Annotated in this window: 17 protein-coding genes; 8 read left to right on the top strand and 9 right to left on the bottom strand. The window is 71.4% G+C overall.

What is annotated here, in order from left to right; all coding sequences use genetic code 11:
- The first annotated feature begins 112 nt into the window (after nucleotides 1-112).
- Nucleotides 113-1120, top strand: a complete 1008-nt coding sequence (locus ACFY3L_RS36365; protein WP_389334827.1) for a carbohydrate ABC transporter permease — start codon at nucleotides 113-115, stop codon at nucleotides 1118-1120.
- Nucleotides 1121-1201: 81 nt separating this feature from the next.
- Complete coding sequence (locus ACFY3L_RS36360; protein ID WP_389334824.1) at nucleotides 1202-2794, top strand: alpha-amylase family glycosyl hydrolase; 1593 nt, start codon at nucleotides 1202-1204, stop codon at nucleotides 2792-2794.
- Between the two features lie 2037 nt (nucleotides 2795-4831).
- Here ACFY3L_RS36360 and ACFY3L_RS36355 read toward each other — a convergent pair.
- Nucleotides 4832-5716: a multiprotein-bridging factor 1 family protein gene (locus ACFY3L_RS36355; protein ID WP_389334821.1), complete on the bottom strand. Its 885-nt coding sequence runs from the start codon at nucleotides 5714-5716 to the stop codon at nucleotides 4832-4834.
- Between the two features lie 87 nt (nucleotides 5717-5803).
- On the opposite strand from ACFY3L_RS36355, the gene ACFY3L_RS36350 reads away from it, so the two are divergent.
- Nucleotides 5804-7444, top strand: a complete 1641-nt coding sequence (locus tag ACFY3L_RS36350) for an alpha-amylase family protein (RefSeq protein ID WP_389334818.1) — start codon at nucleotides 5804-5806, stop codon at nucleotides 7442-7444.
- A gap of 3 nt (nucleotides 7445-7447) precedes the next feature.
- Here the strand turns inward: ACFY3L_RS36350 and ACFY3L_RS36345 are convergent, their stop codons facing one another.
- The gene (locus tag ACFY3L_RS36345; protein WP_389334815.1) at nucleotides 7448-8440 is read right to left on the bottom strand and encodes a sigma-70 family RNA polymerase sigma factor; all 993 of its coding nucleotides are present in this window, start codon (nucleotides 8438-8440) and stop codon (nucleotides 7448-7450) included.
- A 27-nt stretch (nucleotides 8441-8467) separates the two neighbouring features.
- On the opposite strand from ACFY3L_RS36345, the gene ACFY3L_RS36340 reads away from it, so the two are divergent.
- Nucleotides 8468-9256 carry an alpha/beta fold hydrolase gene (locus ACFY3L_RS36340; RefSeq protein ID WP_389334812.1) on the top strand — a complete coding sequence of 263 codons (789 nt, stop codon included), beginning with the start codon at nucleotides 8468-8470 and terminating at the stop codon, nucleotides 9254-9256.
- Nucleotide 9257: 1 nt separating this feature from the next.
- On the opposite strand, the gene ACFY3L_RS36335 is transcribed toward ACFY3L_RS36340, so the two are convergent.
- Both ACFY3L_RS36335 and ACFY3L_RS36330 read right to left on the bottom strand, forming a co-directional pair.
- Nucleotides 9258-11000 carry a putative bifunctional diguanylate cyclase/phosphodiesterase gene (locus ACFY3L_RS36335; protein WP_389334809.1) on the bottom strand — a complete coding sequence of 581 codons (1743 nt, stop codon included), beginning with the start codon at nucleotides 10998-11000 and terminating at the stop codon, nucleotides 9258-9260.
- A 56-nt stretch (nucleotides 11001-11056) separates the two neighbouring features.
- The gene (locus ACFY3L_RS36330) at nucleotides 11057-11506 is read right to left on the bottom strand and encodes a MarR family winged helix-turn-helix transcriptional regulator (protein ID WP_389334806.1); all 450 of its coding nucleotides are present in this window, start codon (nucleotides 11504-11506) and stop codon (nucleotides 11057-11059) included.
- A 44-nt stretch (nucleotides 11507-11550) separates the two neighbouring features.
- Between ACFY3L_RS36330 and ACFY3L_RS36325 the strand changes: the two genes are divergently transcribed.
- A complete protein-coding gene (locus tag ACFY3L_RS36325; RefSeq protein ID WP_389334803.1) occupies nucleotides 11551-11910 on the top strand; it encodes a hypothetical protein in 360 nt (119 codons plus the stop codon).
- Here ACFY3L_RS36325 and ACFY3L_RS36320 read toward each other — a convergent pair.
- Genes ACFY3L_RS36320 through ACFY3L_RS36310 form a run of 3 tightly spaced genes read right to left on the bottom strand, consistent with a single transcriptional unit; the run spans nucleotide 11900 to nucleotide 15352 of the window.
- Entirely contained in the window at nucleotides 11900-13018 is a 1119-nt protein-coding gene (locus ACFY3L_RS36320) for a geranylgeranyl reductase family protein (protein WP_389334800.1), read from the bottom strand. The two genes, ACFY3L_RS36325 and ACFY3L_RS36320, sit on opposite strands and share 11 nt — an antisense overlap.
- Nucleotides 13019-13027: 9 nt before the next feature.
- Nucleotides 13028-14107: a flagellar biosynthesis protein FlhB gene (locus tag ACFY3L_RS36315; protein WP_389334797.1), complete on the bottom strand. Its 1080-nt coding sequence runs from the start codon at nucleotides 14105-14107 to the stop codon at nucleotides 13028-13030.
- Nucleotides 14108-15352, bottom strand: a complete 1245-nt coding sequence (locus ACFY3L_RS36310; RefSeq protein WP_389334794.1) for an EAL and HDOD domain-containing protein — start codon at nucleotides 15350-15352, stop codon at nucleotides 14108-14110. It lies immediately after the preceding gene.
- 105 nt (nucleotides 15353-15457) lie between these two features.
- Here ACFY3L_RS36310 and flhA point away from each other — a divergent pair, with 105 nt between their 5' ends.
- The 3 genes from flhA to ACFY3L_RS36295 all read left to right on the top strand — a co-directional run bounded on the left by flhA (nucleotide 15458) and on the right by ACFY3L_RS36295 (nucleotide 19914).
- On the top strand, nucleotides 15458-17503 hold the full coding sequence (gene flhA, locus ACFY3L_RS36305) for a flagellar biosynthesis protein FlhA (protein WP_389334791.1): 2046 nt from the start codon (nucleotides 15458-15460) through the stop codon (nucleotides 17501-17503).
- 487 nt (nucleotides 17504-17990) lie between these two features.
- The gene (locus ACFY3L_RS36300) at nucleotides 17991-19613 is read left to right on the top strand and encodes a hypothetical protein (RefSeq protein ID WP_389334787.1); all 1623 of its coding nucleotides are present in this window, start codon (nucleotides 17991-17993) and stop codon (nucleotides 19611-19613) included.
- Between the two features lie 10 nt (nucleotides 19614-19623).
- Entirely contained in the window at nucleotides 19624-19914 is a 291-nt protein-coding gene (locus ACFY3L_RS36295; RefSeq protein ID WP_389334784.1) for a hypothetical protein, read from the top strand.
- Nucleotides 19915-20289: 375 nt separating this feature from the next.
- On the opposite strand, the gene fliR is transcribed toward ACFY3L_RS36295, so the two are convergent.
- The gene (fliR, locus tag ACFY3L_RS36290) at nucleotides 20290-21063 is read right to left on the bottom strand and encodes a flagellar biosynthetic protein FliR (RefSeq protein WP_389334781.1); all 774 of its coding nucleotides are present in this window, start codon (nucleotides 21061-21063) and stop codon (nucleotides 20290-20292) included.
- A complete protein-coding gene (gene fliQ / locus ACFY3L_RS36285; protein ID WP_389334778.1) occupies nucleotides 21056-21331 on the bottom strand; it encodes a flagellar biosynthesis protein FliQ in 276 nt (91 codons plus the stop codon). The genes fliR and fliQ overlap by 8 nt, the downstream gene beginning before the upstream one ends.
- Nucleotides 21332-21338: the final 7 nt, after the last annotated feature.

Genomic DNA, 21338 nt, shown 5'->3' with positions numbered 1-21338 from the left:
GCCAGCGAAGCGGCTCGGGCCGGTCATCAGTGGCGCAGTGTTGGGGCATGCGCCCGGAACGAAGTGAGGACGCATGACCGGGCAGCACAGCTCCGAGGGGAAGAGGACCACCATGACCGTCACCGATCCCTCCAGGCACCGGGCGGACGCGGACGGGTCGATCCGGACGGCCGGCGTCACGACTCCTCGCGGTGCCGTCCAGGGCGGGCGGCCGGCGCGCAGGCCCAAGAAGGTGCAGCCGGAAGGCGCCCGCGGCTATGTCTCGGCGAAGGACTGGCAGAATCCGCGCATCCGCGGCACCATGACGGTCCTGCACGGGCTCCTGATGGCCCTGCTCCTCCTGGTCGGCGTCGGGCCGATGCTGCTGCTGGCGAAGTTCGCGATCACCCCCACGCAGGACATCATTCGCACGCCGCTGGCCATCTTCCCGCACGGCGTCCGGCTGGAGAACATCTCCGAGGCGTGGAACGACGTCCAGATCAGCCACTACTTCCTCAACACGATCTGGCTCGCCGCCGGCTCGTGGTTCGTCCAGATGCTCGTCGCGACCACCGGCGGCTACGTGCTGTCCGTCCTGCGGCCCGCCTGGGGAAAGATCGTCAACGGCCTGGTGATCGCGACGCTGTTCGTGCCGAGCGTCGTGCTCCTCGTACCGCTGTACCTCACGATCCTCAACCCGCCGGTCATCGGCACCTCGCTGATCAACAACTTTCTCGCCGTGTGGCTGCCGTCGGGCGCGAGTGCCTTCAACGTGGTGCTCATGACACGGTTCTTCGACGGCCTGCCCCGCGAGGTGTTCGAGGCGGCGAGGGTCGACGGCGCCAGCTCGTTCCGGCTGTTCTGGTCGGTCGTCCTGCCGATGTCCAAGCCCATCCTCGGCGTGGTGTCGGTGTTCGCGACGATCGCCAGCTGGAAGGACTTCCTCTGGCCGATGCTCGTGCTCAAGGACCCGTCCAGGCAGCCGCTGTCGGTGCGCCTGCCCGCCATCGCGTCGCAGACCGACCTCGGCGTGTTCCTCGCGGCGCTCGCGATCTCGACGCTCATCCCGGTCGTGTTCTTCATCGCCTTCCAGCGACTGTTCCTCTCGGGCGCCGGACTGGGAGGGGCCGTGAAGGGCTAGCCCTTCGTCAGATCAACCTTGTCGTGTACAGGCAACACCTTCGGGCATAGGCAACACCGAGTGTGAGAAAGCAGGTTCCACGTGGCCGACCAACACCACCAGGCTTGGTGGCGCAGCGCCGCTATCTACCAGGTCTACTTGCGCAGCTTCGCCGACGGCAACGGCGACGGCGTCGGCGACCTGGCGGGCCTGCGATCCAGACTGCCGTACCTGGCGGGTCTCGGGGTCGACGCGATCTGGATCGTGCCGTGGTACCCGTCCCCGCTCGCCGACGGCGGCTACGACGTCGCCGACTTCCGCGCCATCGACCCGATCTTCGGCACCCTCGCGGAGGCCGAGAAGCTGATCGAGGAGGCGCACGCCGCGGGGATCCGGGTCATCTGCGACATCGTGCCCAACCACTGCTCCGACCAGCACGCCTGGTTCCAGAAGGCCCTCGCGTCGTCGCCCGGCTCGCCCGAGCGTGACCTCTTCTGGTTCCGCAAGGGGCGCGGCCCGGAAGGCGACCAGCCGCCGACCGACCTGCAGTCCATCTTCGGCGGCCCCGCCTGGACCCGCGTCCCCGACGGCGAGTGGTACCTGCACCTCTTCGCCTCCGAGCAGCCCGACTTCAACTGGGACCACCCGGCGGTCCGCGACGAGTTCGAGGACATCGTCCGCTTCTGGCTCGACCGGGGCATCGACGGCATCCGCATCGACTCCGCCGCCGTCCTCATCAAGGACCCCCTCGTCAGCGACAAGTACGAGGACAACGAGGGCATCCACGAGGTCTACCAGAGCTGGCGGCGCATCTCCGACACGTACACGCCGCCGCGCGCCCTCATCGGCGAGGTGTGGCTGCCCGACCACGAGGCCTTCGCCCGCTACCTCGCGCCCAACGAGCTGCACACCGCCTTCAACTTCGCGTTCCTCAACGCGCCCTGGGAGGCGGAGCGGCTGCGGTACGAGATCGACATGACCCTCGAGGTGCACGCACCCGTCGCGGCACCCGCCACCTGGGTCCTCTCGAACCACGACGTCACCCGCGAGGTGACCCGCTTCGGCCGCGAGTCGACCAACTTCTCCTTCGCCGAGAAGCGCTACAACGTCCCCTCCGACCTGGAGCTGGGCACCCGCCGCGCCCGCGCTGCCGCGCTGCTCATCATGTCGCTGCCCGGCGCGGTCTACCTGTACCAGGGCGAGGAGCTGGGCCTGGAGGAGGTCGAGGACCTCGACGACGCCCTCCGCGAGGACCCCATGTATCACCGCTCCGGCGGCACCAACCCCGGCCGCGACGGCTGCCGCGTGCCGCTGCCCTGGTCCGGTGACTCGGCCCCCTTCGGCTTCAGCCCCGCCGACGCGACCGGCCAGCCATGGCTGCCGCAGCCCACCGCCTGGGCGTCGAAGACTGTCGCCGCACAGGAGGGCGTCGAGGGGTCGTTCCTCGAGCTGTACCGCGAGGCCCTGCGCATCCGCCGCGCCGAGCCCTCCCTCGGCGACGGCCCCATGCGGTGGCTCGACTCCGAGCCCGACGTCCTCGCCTTCGCCCGCGATGACACCTTCGCCAACGTCACCAACCTCGGCACGGCGCCGGCCCAGCTGCCGCCGCACCGCGAGGTGCTCGTCAGCAGCGTGCCGCTCAACGCCGATGGCACGCTCCCCGCGGACGCCTCAGCCTGGCTGCGGCTGTCCTGACCCGCGCAGCACCCCGCAGACGCCGTCTGGAACCTGGCGCTGGGCCCGGCCGCCACCGAGCCCAGCGCCAGCCGGACCCGACGGCCCACAATCCCCGGGCGGTCGCACAAGTTGGCGGGTGCGACCGCCCGGCTATGCTGCCCCCACCGCTGCCGCGGCGGCTCCCGACGGCGATTCTCACCCGACCGCTGTGTTTCCGCCCCACCGCTGTCGCGGCGGGTCCCGGCGGGGATTCTCACCCGACCGCTGTGTTTCCGCCCCACCGCTGTCGCGGCGGGTCCCGGCGGGGATTCTCACCCGCACCCCAATGCGCCGCTCCGCGGCGCACTGCCCGCGCCGAGGCGCGAGGCAGGGCAAGCGGCGCATGCGCGCCGCACCCGGTGGCCGGCCTTCCCGTGATCCCGAACGGTTCTGGTAGCCAGGGCTACCGCAACCGTTCGGGATCACGGGAGGCTGCACCGGCCGGCCGAGTCGGCGGGCGGTTGCCGCGAATTTCTGCTCGCTTGTCCGTTGGCGGTGGTGTCGGGAGATCCAAGTCGTGGAATGGCCGTCCGGACGACCGCCACGCGACTTCGATCGCCGTCTGGATCGCCTGGTAGGGCAGCGCCGTCAGGGTTGCGACGGGAGTCGCCATGAGCATGTGCGGTTCCGGTGGCTGGCCTTGCCGTGATCCCGAATGGTTCTGGTGGCCAGGGCTGCCGCAACCGTTCACAGATCATGGGAGGCTGTACCGGCCTGCCGGGTCGGCGGGCGATTGCCGCGAATCTCTGCCCGCTCGTCTCTTGGCGGTGGTGCCGGGAGATCCAAGTCGCGGGACGGCCGTCCGGACGACCGTCACGCGACTTCGATCGCCGTCTGGATCGCCTGGCAGGGCAGCGCCGTCAGGGTTGCGACGGGAGCTGCCATGAGCATGTGCGGTTCCGGTGGCTGGCCTTGCCGTGATCCCGAATGGTTCTGGTAGCCAGGGCTACCGCAACCGTTCGGGATCACGGGAGGCTGCACCGGCCGGCCGGGTCGGCGGGCGGTTGCCGCGAATTTCTGCTCGCTTGTCCGTTGGCGGTGGTGCCGGGAGATCCAAGTCGCGGGACGGCCGTCCGAGCGACCGCCACGCGACTTCGATCACCGTCTGGATCGCCGGCAGGGCAGTGCCGTCAGGGTTGCGACGGGAGTCGGCATGATCATGTGCGGTTCCGGTGACCCCGGCGTTGCCGTGATCCCGAATGGTTCTGGTGGCCAGGGCTGCCGCAACCGTTCACAGATCATGGGAGGCTGTACCGGCCTGCCGAGTCGGCGGGCGGTTGCCGCGAATTTCTGCTCGCTTGTCCGTTGGCGGTGGTGCCGGGAGATCCAAGTCGCGGGACGGCCGTCCGAGCGACCGCCACGCGACTTCGATCACCGTCGGGGCCGTCCGGCAGGGCAGCGCCGCCGGGGTTGCGACGGGAGCCGGCATGACCATGTGGCCGGCCGGCGTCGGCCGCTGGATGCGACTTCGGCGTGGCCGCCTTGTGGCCTGTGGCTGGGGTCCGGCGCGGTCGCGGGTGGTGTGACGCTCCCGGCCATGTCGCACCCCGGGCATGTCTGCTCCCCGGGCATGTCTGCTCCCCGGGCATGTCTGCTCCCCGGGTATGTCTGCTCCCCGGGTATGTCCGCGCAGCGGACATACCCGGAATTTCGGTTATGTCGGGGAGCGGAGCGAGTCGACATAACCGGGGGCGCGGCGCCGGCCGTGGTGGAGGGCTTGATCGATCTGTGAACGGGCTATTTCCCATACTTAACTGTTAACGGCGCGGCAGGGTCGAGCGTTAACTGTTAAGCGGGTGACAGATCTTCCGGTTGATCGGGCGCAAGCCATAACGTCGTTGGCAAGGAAAACGACTTCCTTGTGGAGGCGGCACATGCGTTCCACCCTTACCGTCGCGGCGACATCCCAGCCGTTCAGATGGTGACGCCGGTAATGTCCGGGAACAGAGGCGGGGCGCTGGTCACACCGGCGCTCCGTTGTTCCCAGCTGCCCAAGACGATCTGAGCAGCAGGAACTCAGTCCCAGTCCCATCGGAACCCGTAACGACCCGGGCCATAGTCCAGCGCGATCGCGTGGACCGAATTGCCCACGTCGACCTCGTAAGAGGTCACCTGTTCGGTCTGGCCGTCCATCTGCTGGAACTGATAGACGGCCCGCGGCAGTGCGGCCGGGTCGAAACACACTTCGAGCACGTATTCACGCACTGGAAGCCGGAACTTGCGCTCATAATTGGTCGCGGTCGGAAACGGCGGATAATTATGTAGCGCATGTTCGGTGATGACCGTCTCGCCCTTGGCGAGCGGGCGGTCGAAGAGCAGCTCCGCCAGGAGAAACGCGCTTTCCACGTGCTCGACCACACGGCCCAGGCGGCAATTGCGGACCGCGGTGATCAGCGGGAGCGGGTGCTCCAGCTCGTCGAGGCGCACGATCACCACATACCGGTCGGGGCCGTCGGCCTCGGCCCGTAGCACCTGCCGGACGAGGAACGAGACCTCCTCGCGCTCCGGGCCGACATTCACCCGGTCGTGCTGGCTGAGCCGGGTCAGCCGCTCGTCCCAGCGGGTGTCGACGCCCTGCGCCAGGTCGGTGATGAGGTCCTGCTCGGACCAGAACGCGCCCAGGCCGGGCGCCTCCTGGCTTTTGTGCAGATGCCGGCCGCGCGGGCGAGGCGGCCCCACGAGGGCAGCCAGGGACCCCGGATCGACATCCAGGATCTTCTCGAGCTCGGCGAGGGCGGCCAGGGACTCACGCCGCTCGGGACGGCTGCGTCCAGTCTGCCAATAACTCAATGTGGCGAGACTCACTGAATATCCCTCGGCGCGAAGCCGCTCCTGGATGCGTTCCAGTCCCAGGCCCCGTGCCTGGATGGCGTCACGTAGCGCGCCGGCGAAGTCGACCATCAGCCCCCCGGGAGCCATCCTCGCGGTCGGGGCGGGGGCACGCAAGCGCGCGTTTGCGTGAAGCCCGATTCGGTAACCCCGGACCACATGGGCGAGCGCTGGTACACCGAGAGTGTCATCTATTGCCTGGACGTCGAGACGTTCCAGGACTCCAACGGCGATGGCATCGGCGACTTTCAAGGTCTCATCAGCCGTCTCGACTACCTGACCAGGCTCGGGATCAATTGTCTGTGGTTGCACCCCATCCATCCGACCCCGGGCAAGGACGACGGGTACGACGCCACGGACTTCTACAACGTCGATCCCCGGCTGGGCACGCTGGGCGACTTCGCCGAATTGCTGCATGAGGCGGCGAACCGTGGGATCAAGGTCATCATCGACCTGGTGGTGAATCACACGTCGGACGAGCACCCGTGGTTCCAGTCGGCGATCGCGTCGAAGGACTCGCCGTACCGCGACTGGTACGTGTGGGCCGACAAGGAGCCGTCCGACCGCTACCAGGGGATGGTGTTCCCCGGCGAGCAGACGGAGACCTGGACGTACCACCGCAAGGCCCGCGCCTGGTACTACCACCGCTTCTACGACTTCCAGCCGGACCTCAACTTCGCCAACCCGCTCGTGCGGGCCGAGGTGAAGAAGATCCTGGCCTTCTGGATCCAGCTCGGCGTCGCCGGGTTCCGCATGGACGCGGTGCCGTTCATCATCGAGCTGACGGAGCCCGGGAACCCCGAAAGCCCGATGGACTTCGACTACCTCAGCGAGCTGCGCCAGCACATCCAGTGGCGGCGCGGCGACGCGGTCCTGCTCGCCGAGGCGAACGTGGAGCCGGAGAAGCTGCCGGAGTACTTCGGCGACTCCGGCGGGTCGGGCAACCGCATCCACATGCTGTTCGACTTCATGCTCAACGGCCGGCTCATCCTCGCGCTGGCCCGGCAGAACCCGGAGCCGGTCATCGAGTGGCTGCGGACCACGCCGAAGCTGCCGCAGGGCGGGCAGTGGGCGACGTTCCTGCGCAACCACGACGAGATCGACCTGTCCCGGCTCACCGCCGAGCAGCGCGAGGACGTGTTCGCGCAGTTCGGCCCCGACCAGGACATGCGGCTGTACGACCGGGGCATCCGCCGCCGCCTGGCGCCCATGCTCGGCAACGACCGGAGCCGCCTGGAGCTGGCCTACTCGCTGCAGTTCACGCTGCGCGGCACCCCGGTGCTGCGGTACGGCGAGGAGATCGGCATGGGGGAGGACCTGACCCAGACCGGCCGGTACGCCATCCGGACCCCCATGCAGTGGTCGTTCTCGAAGCACGGAGGATTCACCGACGCCGAGCCCATCCGCCCGGTCGTCAGCAAGGGCGAGTGGGGCTACGAGCAGGTCAACGTCACCGCCCAGCGGCACGACGACCGGTCACTGCTGGCGTGGTTCGAGCGGATGATCCGCACCCTCCGGGAGATTCCGGAGGTCGGCGGCGGCGTGTGTACGTGCGTCGACCGGCCGCTGCCGCCGGGTGTCCTCGCCCACCGGGCCGACGGGCCGAGCGGCTCGGTGCTGTTCCTGCACAACCTGGGCACCCAGGACGCCGTCGTCGACCTCGGCGACCTGGCCAAGGACACGCACATGCCCAACGACGTCTTCGCCGACCGGGAGTACGACCCGGTCGACGACTTCACCGCGCTGCGGCTGGCCGGCTACGGGTACCGCTGGATCCGCCTGCGCCGCGGCAGCTCCTGACGTTCACAGCGTCGGCGGCAGCCCGAGGCGGCGGAAGTGGGCCTCGCCGATGAACGACGTGATCGCGCTGATCCGGTCGCCGCGCAGGGTCAGCACGTTGACCGACCAGGCACGGTGCGGGCCCGTGCCGTGATCGCGCAGGTAGCTGGCGACGGCGGGCTGGGCGTTCGCCGTCGCCGGCAGGTGCCGCCATGAGCCGCAGCGCTTCAGCGGCAGCTCGGTGGCGAACTCGATCGCGGCCTTCCCGCGGTACCAGTGCGGCAGCGGCGGCATCGACCAGGTCACGTCCTGGGTGAGCAGCGCGACGAAACCGGCCGTGTCGCCGCGCTCCATGGCGGTCGTGTAGCGGGTGACGAGCTCCCGCACCCGCGCGTCGCCGAGGTCCCGCAGGGTCGGCTGCTGGGCCGGTGCCGGCACGCGCTCCGCGACCAGCCGGCGGGCCCGGGCCAGTGCCGAGTTCACCGACGCCGGCGTGGTCCGCATCATCGCGGCGATCTCGGCGGCGGAGAAGCCCAGCACGTCGAAGAGCAGCAGCGCCGCCCGCTGGTTGCCCGGCAGGTGCTGCAGTGCCGCGACGAACGCCAGCTCGACGGTCTCGCGCCGTTCGTACGCGGCCTCCGGGTACGGCTCCAGCCACGCGACCTCGGTCTGCGGGGTGCCGGCGAGCACGACGCGCTCGCTGGCCGGCCCCAGGTCCATCGGCAGCGCCCGGCGCCCCCGGGCCGCGGCGAGGTCCAGGCAGGTGCGGGTGGCGACGGTGTACAGCCACGCCCGCAGCGAACCCTGCTCCTTGAGCGTGCCGATCCCGCGCCACGCCCGCAGCAGCGCGTCCTGCAGCGCGTCGTCGGCGTCGTGGACCGAGCCCAGCATCCGGTAGCAGTGCGCGTGCAGCTGCGGCCGCAGCGGCTCGACCAGTCTCGTGAACTCGTCGGCGGGATCGCGACGATTCCGCGCCCCGGTGCCGGTCTCAGTACCGACCGATGTCTCTACCGACATTCCCACCACCTTCATCTGGAGGGGTTCATGAACCACACGCTGCGGGTGCCCGGCGCCACCCTGTACTACGAGGTGCGCGGCGACGGCCCGCTGCTGGTGCTGGCCGGCGCCCCGATGGGCACCAGGTTTCTCGCGCCGCTGGCCGACCTGCTCGCCGCCGACCATACCGTCATCACCACCGACCCACGAGGCGTCGGCGGCAGCATCCCGGACGACCCGTCGGCGGACTCGACCCCGCAGCTGCGCGCCGCGGACCTGGCACACCTGATCGCCCACCTCGGCCTCGGTCCGGCCGCCGTCTTCGGTACGAGCGGCGGCGCCGTCACCGGGCTGGCGCTGGCGCAGGCGCACCCCGGCGCGGTGCACACGCTCGTCGCGCACGAGCCGCCGGTGACCGAGCTCCTGCCCGACGCGGTCGAGCAGCGCGCGGCGGTCGAGGACATCGTCGCCACCTACGCGGCCGGCGATGTGCCCGGCGCCTGGATGAAGTTCCTGGTCAACGCCAACATTCCGGTCGACCCCTCGGCGGCGCCGCCCCCGCCGGACGAGCAGCAGACCGCCGACGAGCGCTTCTGGTTCCTGCACGAGATGCGCGGCACCACCCTGTTCCGACCCGACCTCGACGCGCTGCGGTCGTCCGGGGTGCGGATCGTGGTCGCCGTGGGGGAGGCGTCGGCCGGGCAGATCTGCGACCGCACGTCCGCCGCCCTGGCCGAAGGGCTGGGAGCGGACCGGGCCGTGTTCCCCGGCGGGCACATCGCCTTCGTCGACGACCCGGACACCTTCGCGCCACGCCTGCGCGAAACGCTGAAGTAGATCAGCGGGCCGGGATCTCGCCGGCCGTCACGGGGCGGCCGAAGTGCCAGCCCTGACCGAGGTCGCAGCCCAGCGACGCGAGGCGGGCGGCCTGGTCGGCCGTCTCGATGCCTTCGGCGGTGACGGTCATCTGCAGGGTGTGCGCCAGGCGGATGACCGTCTCCACGATCTGCTCGTCGACGTGGTCGCTGGCCAGGGAGCGGATGCCGGCCATGAAGGCGCCGGCCAGCTTCAGGCCGTGGACCGGGAGGTGGCGCAGGTAGGCGAGGTTGGAGTAGCCGATGCCGAAGTCGTCGATGACGATGCGGACGCCCAGGTCGGCGATGGTGCGCAGGGTCTGGATGGGCTGGCCGGTCGACTGCATGAGGACGGTCTCGGTCAGCTCCAGCTGCAGGTTCGCCGGTGAGAGGCCGGTGTCGGCGAGGGCGTGGCGCACGTCGTCGAGCAGCCGCGGGTCGGTGCACTGGCGGGGGGAGACGTTGACGCTGATGAGCAGCGGCGTGCCGGGGTGGGCGCGCTGCCAGTCGGCGGCGACGCGGCACGACTCGCGCAGGACCCAGCGGCCCAGCGGGTGGATCATGCCGGACTGCTCGGCGACGGGGATGAACGTGTTGGGCGAGACGGTGCCGAGGTCCGGGTGGCGCCAGCGCAGCAGGGCCTCGGCGCCACGCAGCCGGTTGTCGGCGAGGGCGACGAGCGGCTGGTAGACCAGCTCGAACTCGCCGCGGTCCAGGGCGCCCGCGAGGCGGCCGGTCAGCCCGTACCGCAGGACCTGCTGCGCGTTGCGCTTGACGTCGAAGAGCGCGTAGCGGGCGCGGCCCTCCTCCTTCGCCAGGTAGAGCGTGGCGTCCGCGGCGCGCAGCAGCTCCTCGGGGTCGGCGCCGTGGCAGGGCTGCTCGACGATGCCGATGCTCGCCGACACGGACAGCTCGTGGCTGTCGAGGCGGACGGGCTTGCTCAGCTCGGCCAGCATCGCCTCGGCCAGCTCGGTCAGCTGGCCGGGGCCGGTGCTGTGGCGCACGACCACCACGAACTCGTCGCCGCCGACCCGGGCCACGAAGTGGCCGGCGCCGTTGACGCAGGCCCGGAGCCGGTCGGCCAGGGCGACGAGGAGCCGGTCGCCGGAGCCGTGGCCGAGGGTGTCGTTGACGGTCTTGAACTCGTCGAGGTCGAGGAAGCAGACGCCGATCCGGTCGCGGTCGCCGGCCTCGCCGAGCGTGTCGGTGAGGTGCCGGTAGAGCAGGACCCGGTTGGGCAGCCCGGTCAGCGGGTCGTGGTGCGCCTGGTGGTGCAGCTCCAGCTGCAGGCTGTGCTCGGCGTCGGTGAGCGCCCTGGCCCAGGCGCGGCGGATGCGCTCCTGGTCGTCGAGGATCCGCTGCCGGCCGGCGCGGGTGAAGCCGGCCGCGACCGCGCCGAGGACCGCGCCGATCCTGTCGTCGTCGGGCTTGACGTCGGCGGCGGCGGGCAGCGCGGCGAGGACGGCGATGGAGCGCTGCAGCGCCTCGGGGCTGGACAGCCCGACGTCGATGAGCGCCACCCCGGCCTCGGCGGCGGGCCGGGGGTCGAACGCGTCGGCGCGCAGCACGCCCGCGAGCAGCGTGACGAGCTGCTCGAAGCGGTCGCGGAGCGCCTCGGCGCCCACGTCGAGGTAGCTGGTCCGGCGGACGGCGGCGACCCAACGGTGCGCGAGGGCGGACAGCGCAGGCTCGATGAGCACACCGTCCTGGCCGTCGGCGCCGGTCAACCACATCACCCCTGGCGCGAAGATTACCGTGCGCCGGAGCGTTGAAGAATCGACGGTCAGTGCCGTTGTCCAGCCGTTTCGGTGAGGCCCGCGACGAAGCGCGTCAGGAGCTGCGCGAACGTCTCCAGCTCCGCGGGGGTCCAGCCGGCGGTCGCCGCGGCGAACCTCGCCCGCCGGGTGGCGTGCACCCGCTCGCACAGGGCCAGCCCGGCCGGGGTGCGCACGAGCAGCGACCGGCGGCCGTCGTCCTGGTCGGCCTCGCGCCGCACCCACCCGGCCTCGACGGCCGCGGCGACGAGCTTGCTCGCGCGGGGCTGCGCCACGTCGAGCGCGGCGGCGACGGTCATCACCGTCGCGCGGTCGTGAAGCCCTTCGACCGCGTCGACGACGTCGAAGACCGCCGGGTCCACGTCGCCGGTCGGGCCGCTGCGGGCCAGGGCACGCCGGGTCTGGCTGCGCCGGATCGACACCATCGCGGCCTCGACGGCGGCAAGAGGATGATGCATAATCTTTGTTATCTACATTCTCGAGGCATGTACAGGTGGAGTCCATGAAACCAGAGGACCGGCCGATCGGCCATTGGCTGCGTGAGCTCGACCGGCGGATCGAGGGCGCGTTCGTGGCCGCGCTGGACCGGCAGGGACTGCACCGCCGGCACTGGCAGCTGCTCAACGGGCTCGGCCCGGACGACCCGCTGTGGGAAGGGCAGCGGGAGTGCCGGCAGGACCTGGTTCAGCGGGGGTGGATCCGGCAGGACGGCGGGCTCACGGAAGACGGCGAGCGGGCCAGGGCGGCGATCGCCGCCGACGTGGCCACGGTCCGTCGGCGGGTCACCGAGGGCATCCCCGACGAGGACTACCTGACCACCGTGCGCACCCTGGCCCGGATGGCCGGGAACCTCACCGCGTGACCACGTGGCGGGCGATCGCGCCGACCGTGCGAGGGGTCAGCGTGCCGTCGCCGAGGCCCAGCTCGATCAGGTCGTCGAAGACCGCCTGCCGCCGGTCGGCGGCCCGCACCGCGGCGTTGACGATCCACTGCCGGCCGCCGAGCAGCGCCGCCGCCCGCGAGTGCCGCAGGTGCCGCCCGAGCCGGGCCTTGAGCGCGGCGGCGTAGCGGGCGCCCGGCTCCGAAGGGCCCGCCGCGGCCGCACCCGCCAGGGCGCCGGACAGCACCGCGTAGAAGATGCCCTCGCCGGTGAAGGGGTTGATCAGCGACAGCGCGTCGCCCGCGAGCAACAGCCGCCCCCGGGCCGGCGGCGGGCGGCGCGTCGACAGCGGCAGGTGATGGGCCCGCAGCCCGGTCGCCGCCGCGGTGTCCACGTCGGGCAGCAGCTCGGCGAGGCGGTCCAGCAGGTGTGCCCGGGAGATCGGCCGGCCGTGCAGCACCTCCCCGTAGCCGACGTTGGCGGTGCCGTCGCCGATCGGGAAGGCCCACGCGTACGCCGGCCACTCCCGCGACGTGGTCACGATCCGCTGCTCGGCGGGCTGCCCCGCGAAGGGCGCGTAGCCGCGGATGGCGAGCGCCAGGTGGCCGGGGCCGTTCGGCGGCTGCCCGAGCGTCCTGCGCACCATCGAATACGCGCCGTCGGCGCCGATGACCGCCCGCGCGGAGACCACCCCGTCGACGACCACCCGGTCCGGGCGCTCCTCGATGCGGCGCACGGTGTGGCGGCGCAGCACCGCCCCGGCCGCCACCGCCCCGTCGGCGATCCGTCCGTCGAGGACCAGCCGCGGGATGGTGTACGCGGGGCGAGCGTGCCTGCGGGCGACCGCCCCACCGGCGGGCCCGACGAGCCGCAGCGACGGCACCGGCGCGAAGCCGTCCTCGACGCCGGTCAGGCCGAGCCCGGCGAGCACGTCGAGGGTGTGCGGCGCGACCCCGTCACCGCACGGCTTGTCGCGCGGGAAGCCGGCCTTGTCCAGCAGCAGCACGCTCGCGCCGGCCCGCCGCGCGGCGAGCGCCGCCGCCGCGCCCGCGGGACCGGCACCGACCACCACGACGTCGAAGTCGTCCATGCCAGCACGCTAACGGTGGTCAGGCACCGTGTGCACACCCGCGGCGGACCCCTTCGACTTGAGCATCATGATGAACGCGAGCACCCGGGCGACCGCGCCGAAGAACTCCGCCGGGATCTCGTCGCCGATCTCGCACGCGCCGTGCAGCGCCCGGGCGAGCGGCACGTCCTCGACCATCGGCACCCGGTGCTCGGTGGCGACCTCGCGGATCTTCAACGCGATCACGCCCAGGCCCTTCGCGACCACCCGCGGCGCGCCCTTCGTCGGGTCGTACCGCAGCGCCACCGAGACATGGGTCGGGTTGACCACCACGACGTCGGCCCGCGGCACGTCGGCCATCATCCGGCTGCGGGCCATCTCGTGCTGCCGCTGCCGGATCTGGCCCTTCACGTGCGGGTCACCCTCGGACTTCTTGTGCTCCTCCTTGATCTCTTCCTTCGACATCATCAGCTGCTTGTTGACCCGGCGCTTGGCCACGAAGTAGTCGGCGAAGGCGAGCACGAGGCCGGTGACGGCGGCGATCCTGATGACCTTCAGCACCGTGTCGGCCACCAGGCCGATGATCGTCTGCAGCGGCATCGCGGTCGCGCCGAGCAGCGTCGGCACCAGCGTGTGCATCGTGTTGTAGACGACGATGCCGAGGATGACGACCTTCGCGAGGGACTTGACGCTCTCCCACCCGGCCTGCACGCCGAACGTGCGCTTCAGGCCCTTGAGCGGGTTGAGCCTCTTGAAGTCGGGCTTCAGCTGCTTCGTCGCCGGGCGCAGGCCGCCCTGGGCGGCGGTGCCGACGATCGCGAACACGAACAGACTCACGGTGATCGGCGCGGCGCAGATCGCGATGTCCGTCACGCCGGTCTTGAGCAGCGCCAGGGCCTTGGCCGGTTCCGGGTCGACGAACGCCTGGGTGCTGCGCGCGAACAGGTCCTGGGTCCGCGACATGACGCTGCGGGCCGTCATCGGCAGCAGCACGCTGGCCAGCAGCACCCCGCCCCACGCGCCGAGATCCGGCGTGCGCGCCCGGGTGCCCTCACGCCGCGCCTGCCGCTTCTTCTGCTCGGTAGGCTGCTCGGTCTTCTCACCAGCCATCTACCGGCCCAGCGCGCCCTCGATGGTGCGCATCGACCAGCCGACCGCCGCCAGGTACGCCTTCGCCAGGTCCGCCGACGACACCGGCGCGGCGGCGAGGGCGTGCTCGTCGGCGACCTCGTACGCCCGCACGATCGACAGGACCTGGCCGAGCCGGCCGTGCCCGTCGACGAGCGCGTCGGCGACCTCGACCGTCAGCGGCAGCCGGGTGACCAGCTCCGCGACCGGCTCCGAGATGAGCTCGGCGACACCGGCGAGCAGGCCGACGGTGAACGCCGCGTCGCCCTGCAGCCCGAGCCGCTCCGCGACCGTCTGGCACAGCCTGGCCCGGGCCATCGTCGAGGACAGCTGGTCCTCGGTCGCCGACTCCGCCACGTCGCTGACGAGCATCAGCGCCGCCCACTGCCGGATCTTCGCCGAGCCGAGCAGCACGACCGCGTCGCGGACCGACGCCACCTTGCGCGGCAGCCCGGACGCGGCCGAGTTCGTCGCCCGCAGCACCCGGTAGGACAGCGCCGGGTCGCTCTGCACGATCTCCGACACCTTCGCGATGTCGGCGTCCTCCGCGGTGACGGCGCCGAGCAGCTCCAGGCGGCGCAGCCGGGACGGTGACAGCGCGACCGCCGTCAGCACCTGGGGGCGGCCCACCGCGTACCCCTGCAGCAGATCGAACCCGAGCCGCTGCGCCAGCAGGATGTGCTCCTCGATCTCCACCCGCTCCGCGACGAGCTTGATCCCCGGGTAGCGGCGGCAGCGGGCGACCACCTCGACGAGCTCCTCGGGCTCGCGGATGAGCAGGTCCAGCTTCACGTACGAGGCCAGGCCCAGCAGCCGCTCGTGGCCGAGGCCGAACACGAAGTCGTCGAGGGCGATCTCGTACCCCTGCTGCACCAGCCTCGCGGTCCCGGCGAGCACCGCGTCGTCGATCTCGACGGTCTCCAGGATCTCCAGGATCGCGTGGTCCGGGTCGAACGGCAGCGGCAGGTCACCGACGAGGAAGTCGCGGGTCAGGTTGATGAAGCACTTGCGGCCGCCGACCAGCTGCTCCAGGCCGAACTCGGTGAACGCGTTGACGATGACCTGACTGGTCGCGTACGCGCTGCGCCGGGACGCCTCCACCTCGTCCGCGGCACCGCGGAACAGCAGCTCGTAGCCGACGACGTGCCCGGACCAGTCGTAGAGCGGCTGGCGCCCGATGTGGACGAGCTGCGTCGAGTCGGGAGTGGAGGTCGTTGCGGGCTGCACGCCCCTGACGATCGGCACCCGGCGCTGCAACCAAAGGAAAACCCTCAGAACTACCCGTTCGGCACCGATCAGGGGAACGCGTCACATCAGAAAGACGGGGAGAGCGTGCCCAAACGCCTGTCGCAGTTCATCGTGCCCATCGGCATCGTGCTGATCATCCTCATGATGGTCGTGCCGCTGCCTGCGGTGCTGCTGGACACCCTCATCGCCGCGAACATCACGCTGGCACTGGTGATCGTCCTGGTCAGCATGTACGTGAAGCGGCCCCTCGAATTCTCGTCGTTCCCCTCGCTGCTGCTCATCGCGACGCTCTTCCGCCTGTCGCTCAACATCAGCGCGACGCGGCTCGTGCTCACCGAGGGCTTCGCCGGTGACGTCATCGAGGCGTTCGGCCACTTCGTCGTCGGCGGCTCGCTCATCGTCGGCCTCGTCATCTTCCTGATCCTGTTCATCGTCCAGTTCATCGTCATCACCAAGGGCGCGGAGCGCGTCGCCGAGGTCGGCGCCCGCTTCACCCTCGACGCGATGCCCGGCAAGCAGATGGCGATCGACGCCGACCTCAACGCCGGCCTCATCGACGAGGCCACGGCCCGCAAACGCCGCACCGAGATCACCTCCGAGGCGAGCTTCTACGGCGCGATGGACGGCGCGTCGAAGTTCGTCAAGGGCGACGCGATCGCCGCCATCATCATCACGCTGGTCAACCTCATCGGCGGCTTCGCGATCGGCATGCTGCAGCGCGGACTGTCGGCGACCGATTCGATCCAGACCTACTCGCTGCTGTCCGTCGGCGACGGCCTCGTCTCGCAGATCCCGGCGCTGCTGCTGTCGGTGGCGACCGGTCTCATCGTGACCCGCTCCGCCAACGACGGCGACATGGGCGCCACGGTCAGCAAGCAGCTCAGCCAGAACCGCAGGGCGCTGCAGATCGGCGGCGGCGCGGCGCTCGCCATGTGCATCATCCCCGGGCTGCCGAAGCTGCCCTTCCTGCTGGTCGGCGCGGCGGTGCTGATCATCGCGCAGCGCCTGCCGAATCCGGTCAGCGAGGCCGACCAGCAGGCCGCTGCCGCCGCCGAGGCCGAGCCGCCACCGCCGGACCCGACGGAGACGCTGCTGGGGGAGATGCGGGTCGACCCGCTGGAGCTGGCCCTGGCGCCAGACCTCGTCGACCTCGTCGACGCCAGCGGCGGGGACCTCCTGGAGCGGGTCCGGGCCCTGCGCCGGAAGGTCGCCCTGGAGCTCGGCATCGTCATGCCGCCGGTACGCACCCGCGACGACCTGGAGCTGCCGCTGTCGACGTACGCGGTGCGCATCAGCGGCGTCGAGGTCGGCCGTGGCCAGGCGCCGCCCGGGACGGTCCTGGCCATCGGCGACGGCCTGGACTTCCTGCCCGGCCGCGCCGGCGTCGAGCCCGTCTTCGGCCTGGCCGGCAAGTGGGTGCCGGCCGAGCTGCGCCACCAGGCGGACCTGACCGGCGCCACGGTCGTGGACCGGGCGTCCGTCATCATCACGCACCTGGCGGAGATCGTCCGCCTGCACGCCAGCCGCCTGCTGGGGCGCGAGGACGTCCGCGCGCTCACCGAGATCGTCAAGCGCACGCACCCCGTCGTCGTGGAGGAGCTGACCCCGGCGGCGCTCAGCCTCGGGCAGGTGCAGCGGGTGCTGCAGACCATGCTCGACGAGGGCGTGCCGATCCGCGACCTGGTGCGCATCTTCGAATCCCTGTCGCTGCAGGCGAAGCAGTCCACCGACCCCGACTCGCTCGTCGAGGCGGCGCGGGCGGCGCTCGGGCCGGCGATCGCCTCCCGGTACGCCCACGACGGCACCCTCACGGCGATCACCCTCGAACCGAGGCTGGAGCAGCAGCTACTGGAATCGCTGCGCCCGACCGACAGCGGATTGCAGCTGCTGATCGACACGGCCCGCGCCGAGTCGATGCTCGCAGACCTGACCAGAATCACCGAACTCGGCGAGGAACGGGGCGTCAGTCCCGTCCTCGTCTGCTCGCCGCAACTGCGCAACGCTCTGCGGAAACTGGTGCAGATGGCATTGCCGCGTTTACCGGTTCTGTCCTACTCAGAGATCGCCGGGAGTACGCTGCGGATTGAGACTATTGGGGTGGTGAATGGTGCCTACCCGGTTGCTGCTTGAAGGTCGTGACCTCGAAGAGCTGCTCGCGCAGGTGCGCGCCGAGCACGGGCCGGATGCTGTCATCGTCTCTGCCGAAAAAGTGCGCACCGGCGGGGTCGGTGGCCTTTTCGGCACTCAGAAATATGAGCTGACGGTGGAGGTCCCCGATGCCGTTGCGACAACTCAATCATCAGGCCAGGCACCGCGCAAAGGCGACACGCCGAATCGCACGCTGAGTATCGAGGATCTGGCCGCGCTGGCGGATGCCGCCGAATCGCAGGGCAGGAATCCGACGTTCGCGGACGCGCTCGCGGATGCGCGGGCCGCGGCTCCGCGCCCGCCTGCCGGTGTGCCGGCGCGCCCCCCGGTGCCCGGGCCTCCCGGGGCTCCCGGGCCTTCCGGACCTCCCGGGGCTGCCGGAGCGCCTGCCGGTGGGGCCTGGCCGCCGCAGGCCGCCCCGGGCCCGGCGGCGGGTGCTGGCGGGCAGCCGCGGCCACCCGCGGGTGCGGTGGCACGGCCGTCCGACGGTGGTCCTTCCCGGCCACCGGCCGGTGGCCCGCCGCGGCCGCCGACGGCCGCCGACGCGCTCAACCGGCTGCTCGCCGAGGGCCCTGCCCCGGAGGTGCCCGCAGGCGCGCCGTCGGTGCGGCCGTTCCGGCCGGCGGCCGGCCAGCCGATCGCGAAGCTCGGCGTGCAGCAGGTGACCGTGGACCCGCGCTTCGAGCCTCGCCCTGACGTGCCGCAGGCGGCACGGTTCCAGCCGCCGCCGATGCCGGACGTGGACCCGCGCCGCGACGTGCCGCAGGCGCCGGCGGACGTGGACGCGCGCCGCGATGCCCAGCCGGCACCACGGTTTCAGCCGCCGCCTGCCGCGCCGGACCCGGACCCGCGCTTCGAGCAGCGTCACGATCTGCCGCAGCCACAGCGGTATCAGCCGCCGCCTGCCGCGCCGGACCCGGACCCGCGCTTCGAGCAGCGCCATGATCTGCCGCAGCCACAGCGGTATCAGCCGCCGCCGCCCGCCGCGCCGGACCTGGACCCGCGCTTCGAGCAGCGTCACGATCTGCCGCAGCCACAGCGGTATCAGCCGCCCGCCGCACCGAGCGGCGAGGGGATCTGGCCCGAACAGACGCGGATGGACCCGCGACGGCGCGCCCCGGCGCGGCCGAACCCGCCCAGCCCACTGTCCGACGACGAGATCGAATATTGGCAGGAGTCCTCAATGCCTGTTGAAGCCACCGCCACCGTGGAGAAGCCGCGGACACCGGACAAGAGCGAACGGCTCGCCGGCGCCTACAGCCCGCACACCGCCGCACAGGCCGCGGCGGCCGCGCAGGCGGCGGCCCCTGCCGAGCGCACCGCCGCGGAGCGCACCGCCGCCGCCGAGCGGGCCGCAGCTGCCGCGGAGCGCGCCGCCGCCGCCGAACGCGCCACCGCCGAGCGCTCCGGCGGCGACCGGGCCGGCGCGGACAAGTCCGAGCGGCCGACCGCGCTGGGCCGCCGGCTGCAGTCGCTGGGCGTGCCGTCGGACATCGCGTTCCGGGCCAACGCCGCCGACACCTACAGTGCCGTCGTCGACGCATTCTCGGCGCTGCCCATCGCCGAGCCCGCGCCCGACGGCCCGGGGGAGACGCTCATCGTCGTCGGCGAGTCGACGCACGCGGTCGAGGTCGCGCGGTGGGTCGCGGAGACCCAGCGGCTCGACAGCGACCACATCCTTTTCGCCGGCCGCAACGCCGCCGCCGCGGGCATCGACGCGAAGCGCCGCATCACCGGCGCCCACGACGCCCGCCTCTGGGCGAAGAAGCTGCGCAAGTCCGACGCGCCCAGCGTCGTCGCCGTCGAGGCCGCCCTCGACGAGTCCGCCTGGGCCGCCGCGATCGTCGAGGCGGTCCGCCCCGTCGCGGTCTGGGTCGTCGTCGACGCCAGCCGCAAGACCTCCGACGTCGCCCACCACCTGCAGGGCCTGCGCCGCGTCGACGCCATCTGCCTGCGCGGCACGATGTCCAGCGGCGACCCGGCCAGCCCGCTGGCCCTGCGCGTGCCCGTCGCCCTCCTGGACGGCCGCCCGTCGACACCGTTCCAGTGGGCCGCGATGCTCTGCGAGCGCCTGAGTCTGGTGGGCGGCTGACGTGCTGGGGATGGCCCGCTTCTCCACGCTGTTCCTCGCCGTGGTGATCGCGTCGCCCGCCCTCTACGCCACCTTCGTCACCCACCACCTCGACCTGCAGACCGGCCTGCTCCGCCTGCTCATCGCCGTGCCGGTGGCCGCGGTGATGCTCGCCGTCTTCCGGATGGTGACCCGCGACTACGGCAAGGCCGACAAGAAGCGCGAGCCGGCCCCGGACGCTGCCACCGACGAGGAGCCGCTGCGCGCCGAGGCCGTGGCCGGCGAACCCTTCCCCCAACGCCGCGCCGAAGACAACTCCTGACCCGGCCACACCGGCGCCACCACCGCATCCGCTGTCGCCTCGGTGACGCCGCCGCCGTCGACGTACCGATGACATCCGCAACGGTCTGGTGCAGTGCCTCGGTGTTGTCGTCGTCGCGGCGGATGACTGGCTGTGCCGCAGCGGTGGTGATGACGACCGCTGCCGTCGTTGCGGTGATGACGCCGGCCATCGTCGTGGTGATGACGCCGGCCGTTCGGGAGCGGTCAGGAGGTGCGGCGAGGCCCACCCCGCCGCGTGCCGGTGGCCGATGACCCCTCGCGCCGCGGAAGCCGTGGCGCTGTCATGCGCCCGTCGTCGTGCCGATGCCGCTGCCGTCATCTGCCGATGACATCCGCGGCTGGGTCGTGGCGGTGGTCAGGCGGCCAGGAGTTTCAGGACCAGGGTCACGGAGCGGTTGGTCAGGTTGGTGATGGCGTTCGGCAGGAGCAGCATGGCGGTGCCGACGATGGTCAGGGTGAGCAGGACCTTCGCCGGGAAGCCGAAGGAGAACGGGTTGAGGGCGGGGGCGGCGCGGGTCAGCAGGCCCAGGGCGACGTCCACGGCGAGCATGATCGCGACCAGGGGCGCCGCGATCTGGAGGCCGGCCAGGAACATCTCGCCGAAACCGTCGGTGATGACGTGGGTGAATGCTTCCAGGGAGAAGGCGTCGTTGAGCGGGATCGCGGTGTACGAGCGGGCGAAGCCGCGCAGGATCAGCTGGTGCGAGTCGGTGGCGAACATCAGCGCCATGCCGATGAGGTTGTAGAAGCGGCCGAAGATGGCGTTGCCCTGGAGCATGAAGGGGTCCATCGAGAAGGCCAGGCTGAAGCCGCCGACCAGGTCGATCATGTTGCCGGCGATCTGGACCGCGGCGAAGAGCAGGGCGGTGATGAAGGCCAGCGCCGCGCCGATGACGGCCTGCTCGACGGCGTTGAGGACGAGCACGCCGGTGGACATGCCGGGCGGGATCTGGGGGGCGAGGCGCGGGGCGAGGGGCAGGGCGATCGCCACCGCCAGCAGGGCCTTCACCGTGGCGGGCGCGCCGCGGTTGTTGAAGGGCGGGCACAGGGCGAGCCAGACGCCCGCCCGGATCGAGCCGAGCAGGATCGCCAGGACCGTGCTCAGCGGCACAGTGTAGGACTCAGGCACCCTTGATCAGGTCCGGGATCTGGGCGTAGAGCTGCTCGGTGTAGGTGACCATCTCGTGCAGCATCCAGTTGCCGGCGAAGAGCAGCGCTAGGCCGATGGCGGCGGCCTTCGGCACGAAGGAGAGCGTCGACTCCTGGATCTGGGTCACGGACTGGAAGAGGGAGATGGCGAAGCCGACGACGAGCGCCGTGAGCAGGATCGGCGCGCCGAGCTTCGCGGCGATCGTCATGGCCTGCAGGCTGAGTTCGAGGATCTTGGTGTCGGTCATGCGGGGT

Origin of the sequence: Dactylosporangium sp. NPDC000521 (assembly GCF_042898305.1) — a bacterium.
GTDB lineage: Bacteria > Actinomycetota > Actinomycetes > Mycobacteriales > Micromonosporaceae > Dactylosporangium.
Note: the sequence above shows the minus strand (reverse complement) of the source record. Positions and strands in the feature narration are given on the sequence as shown.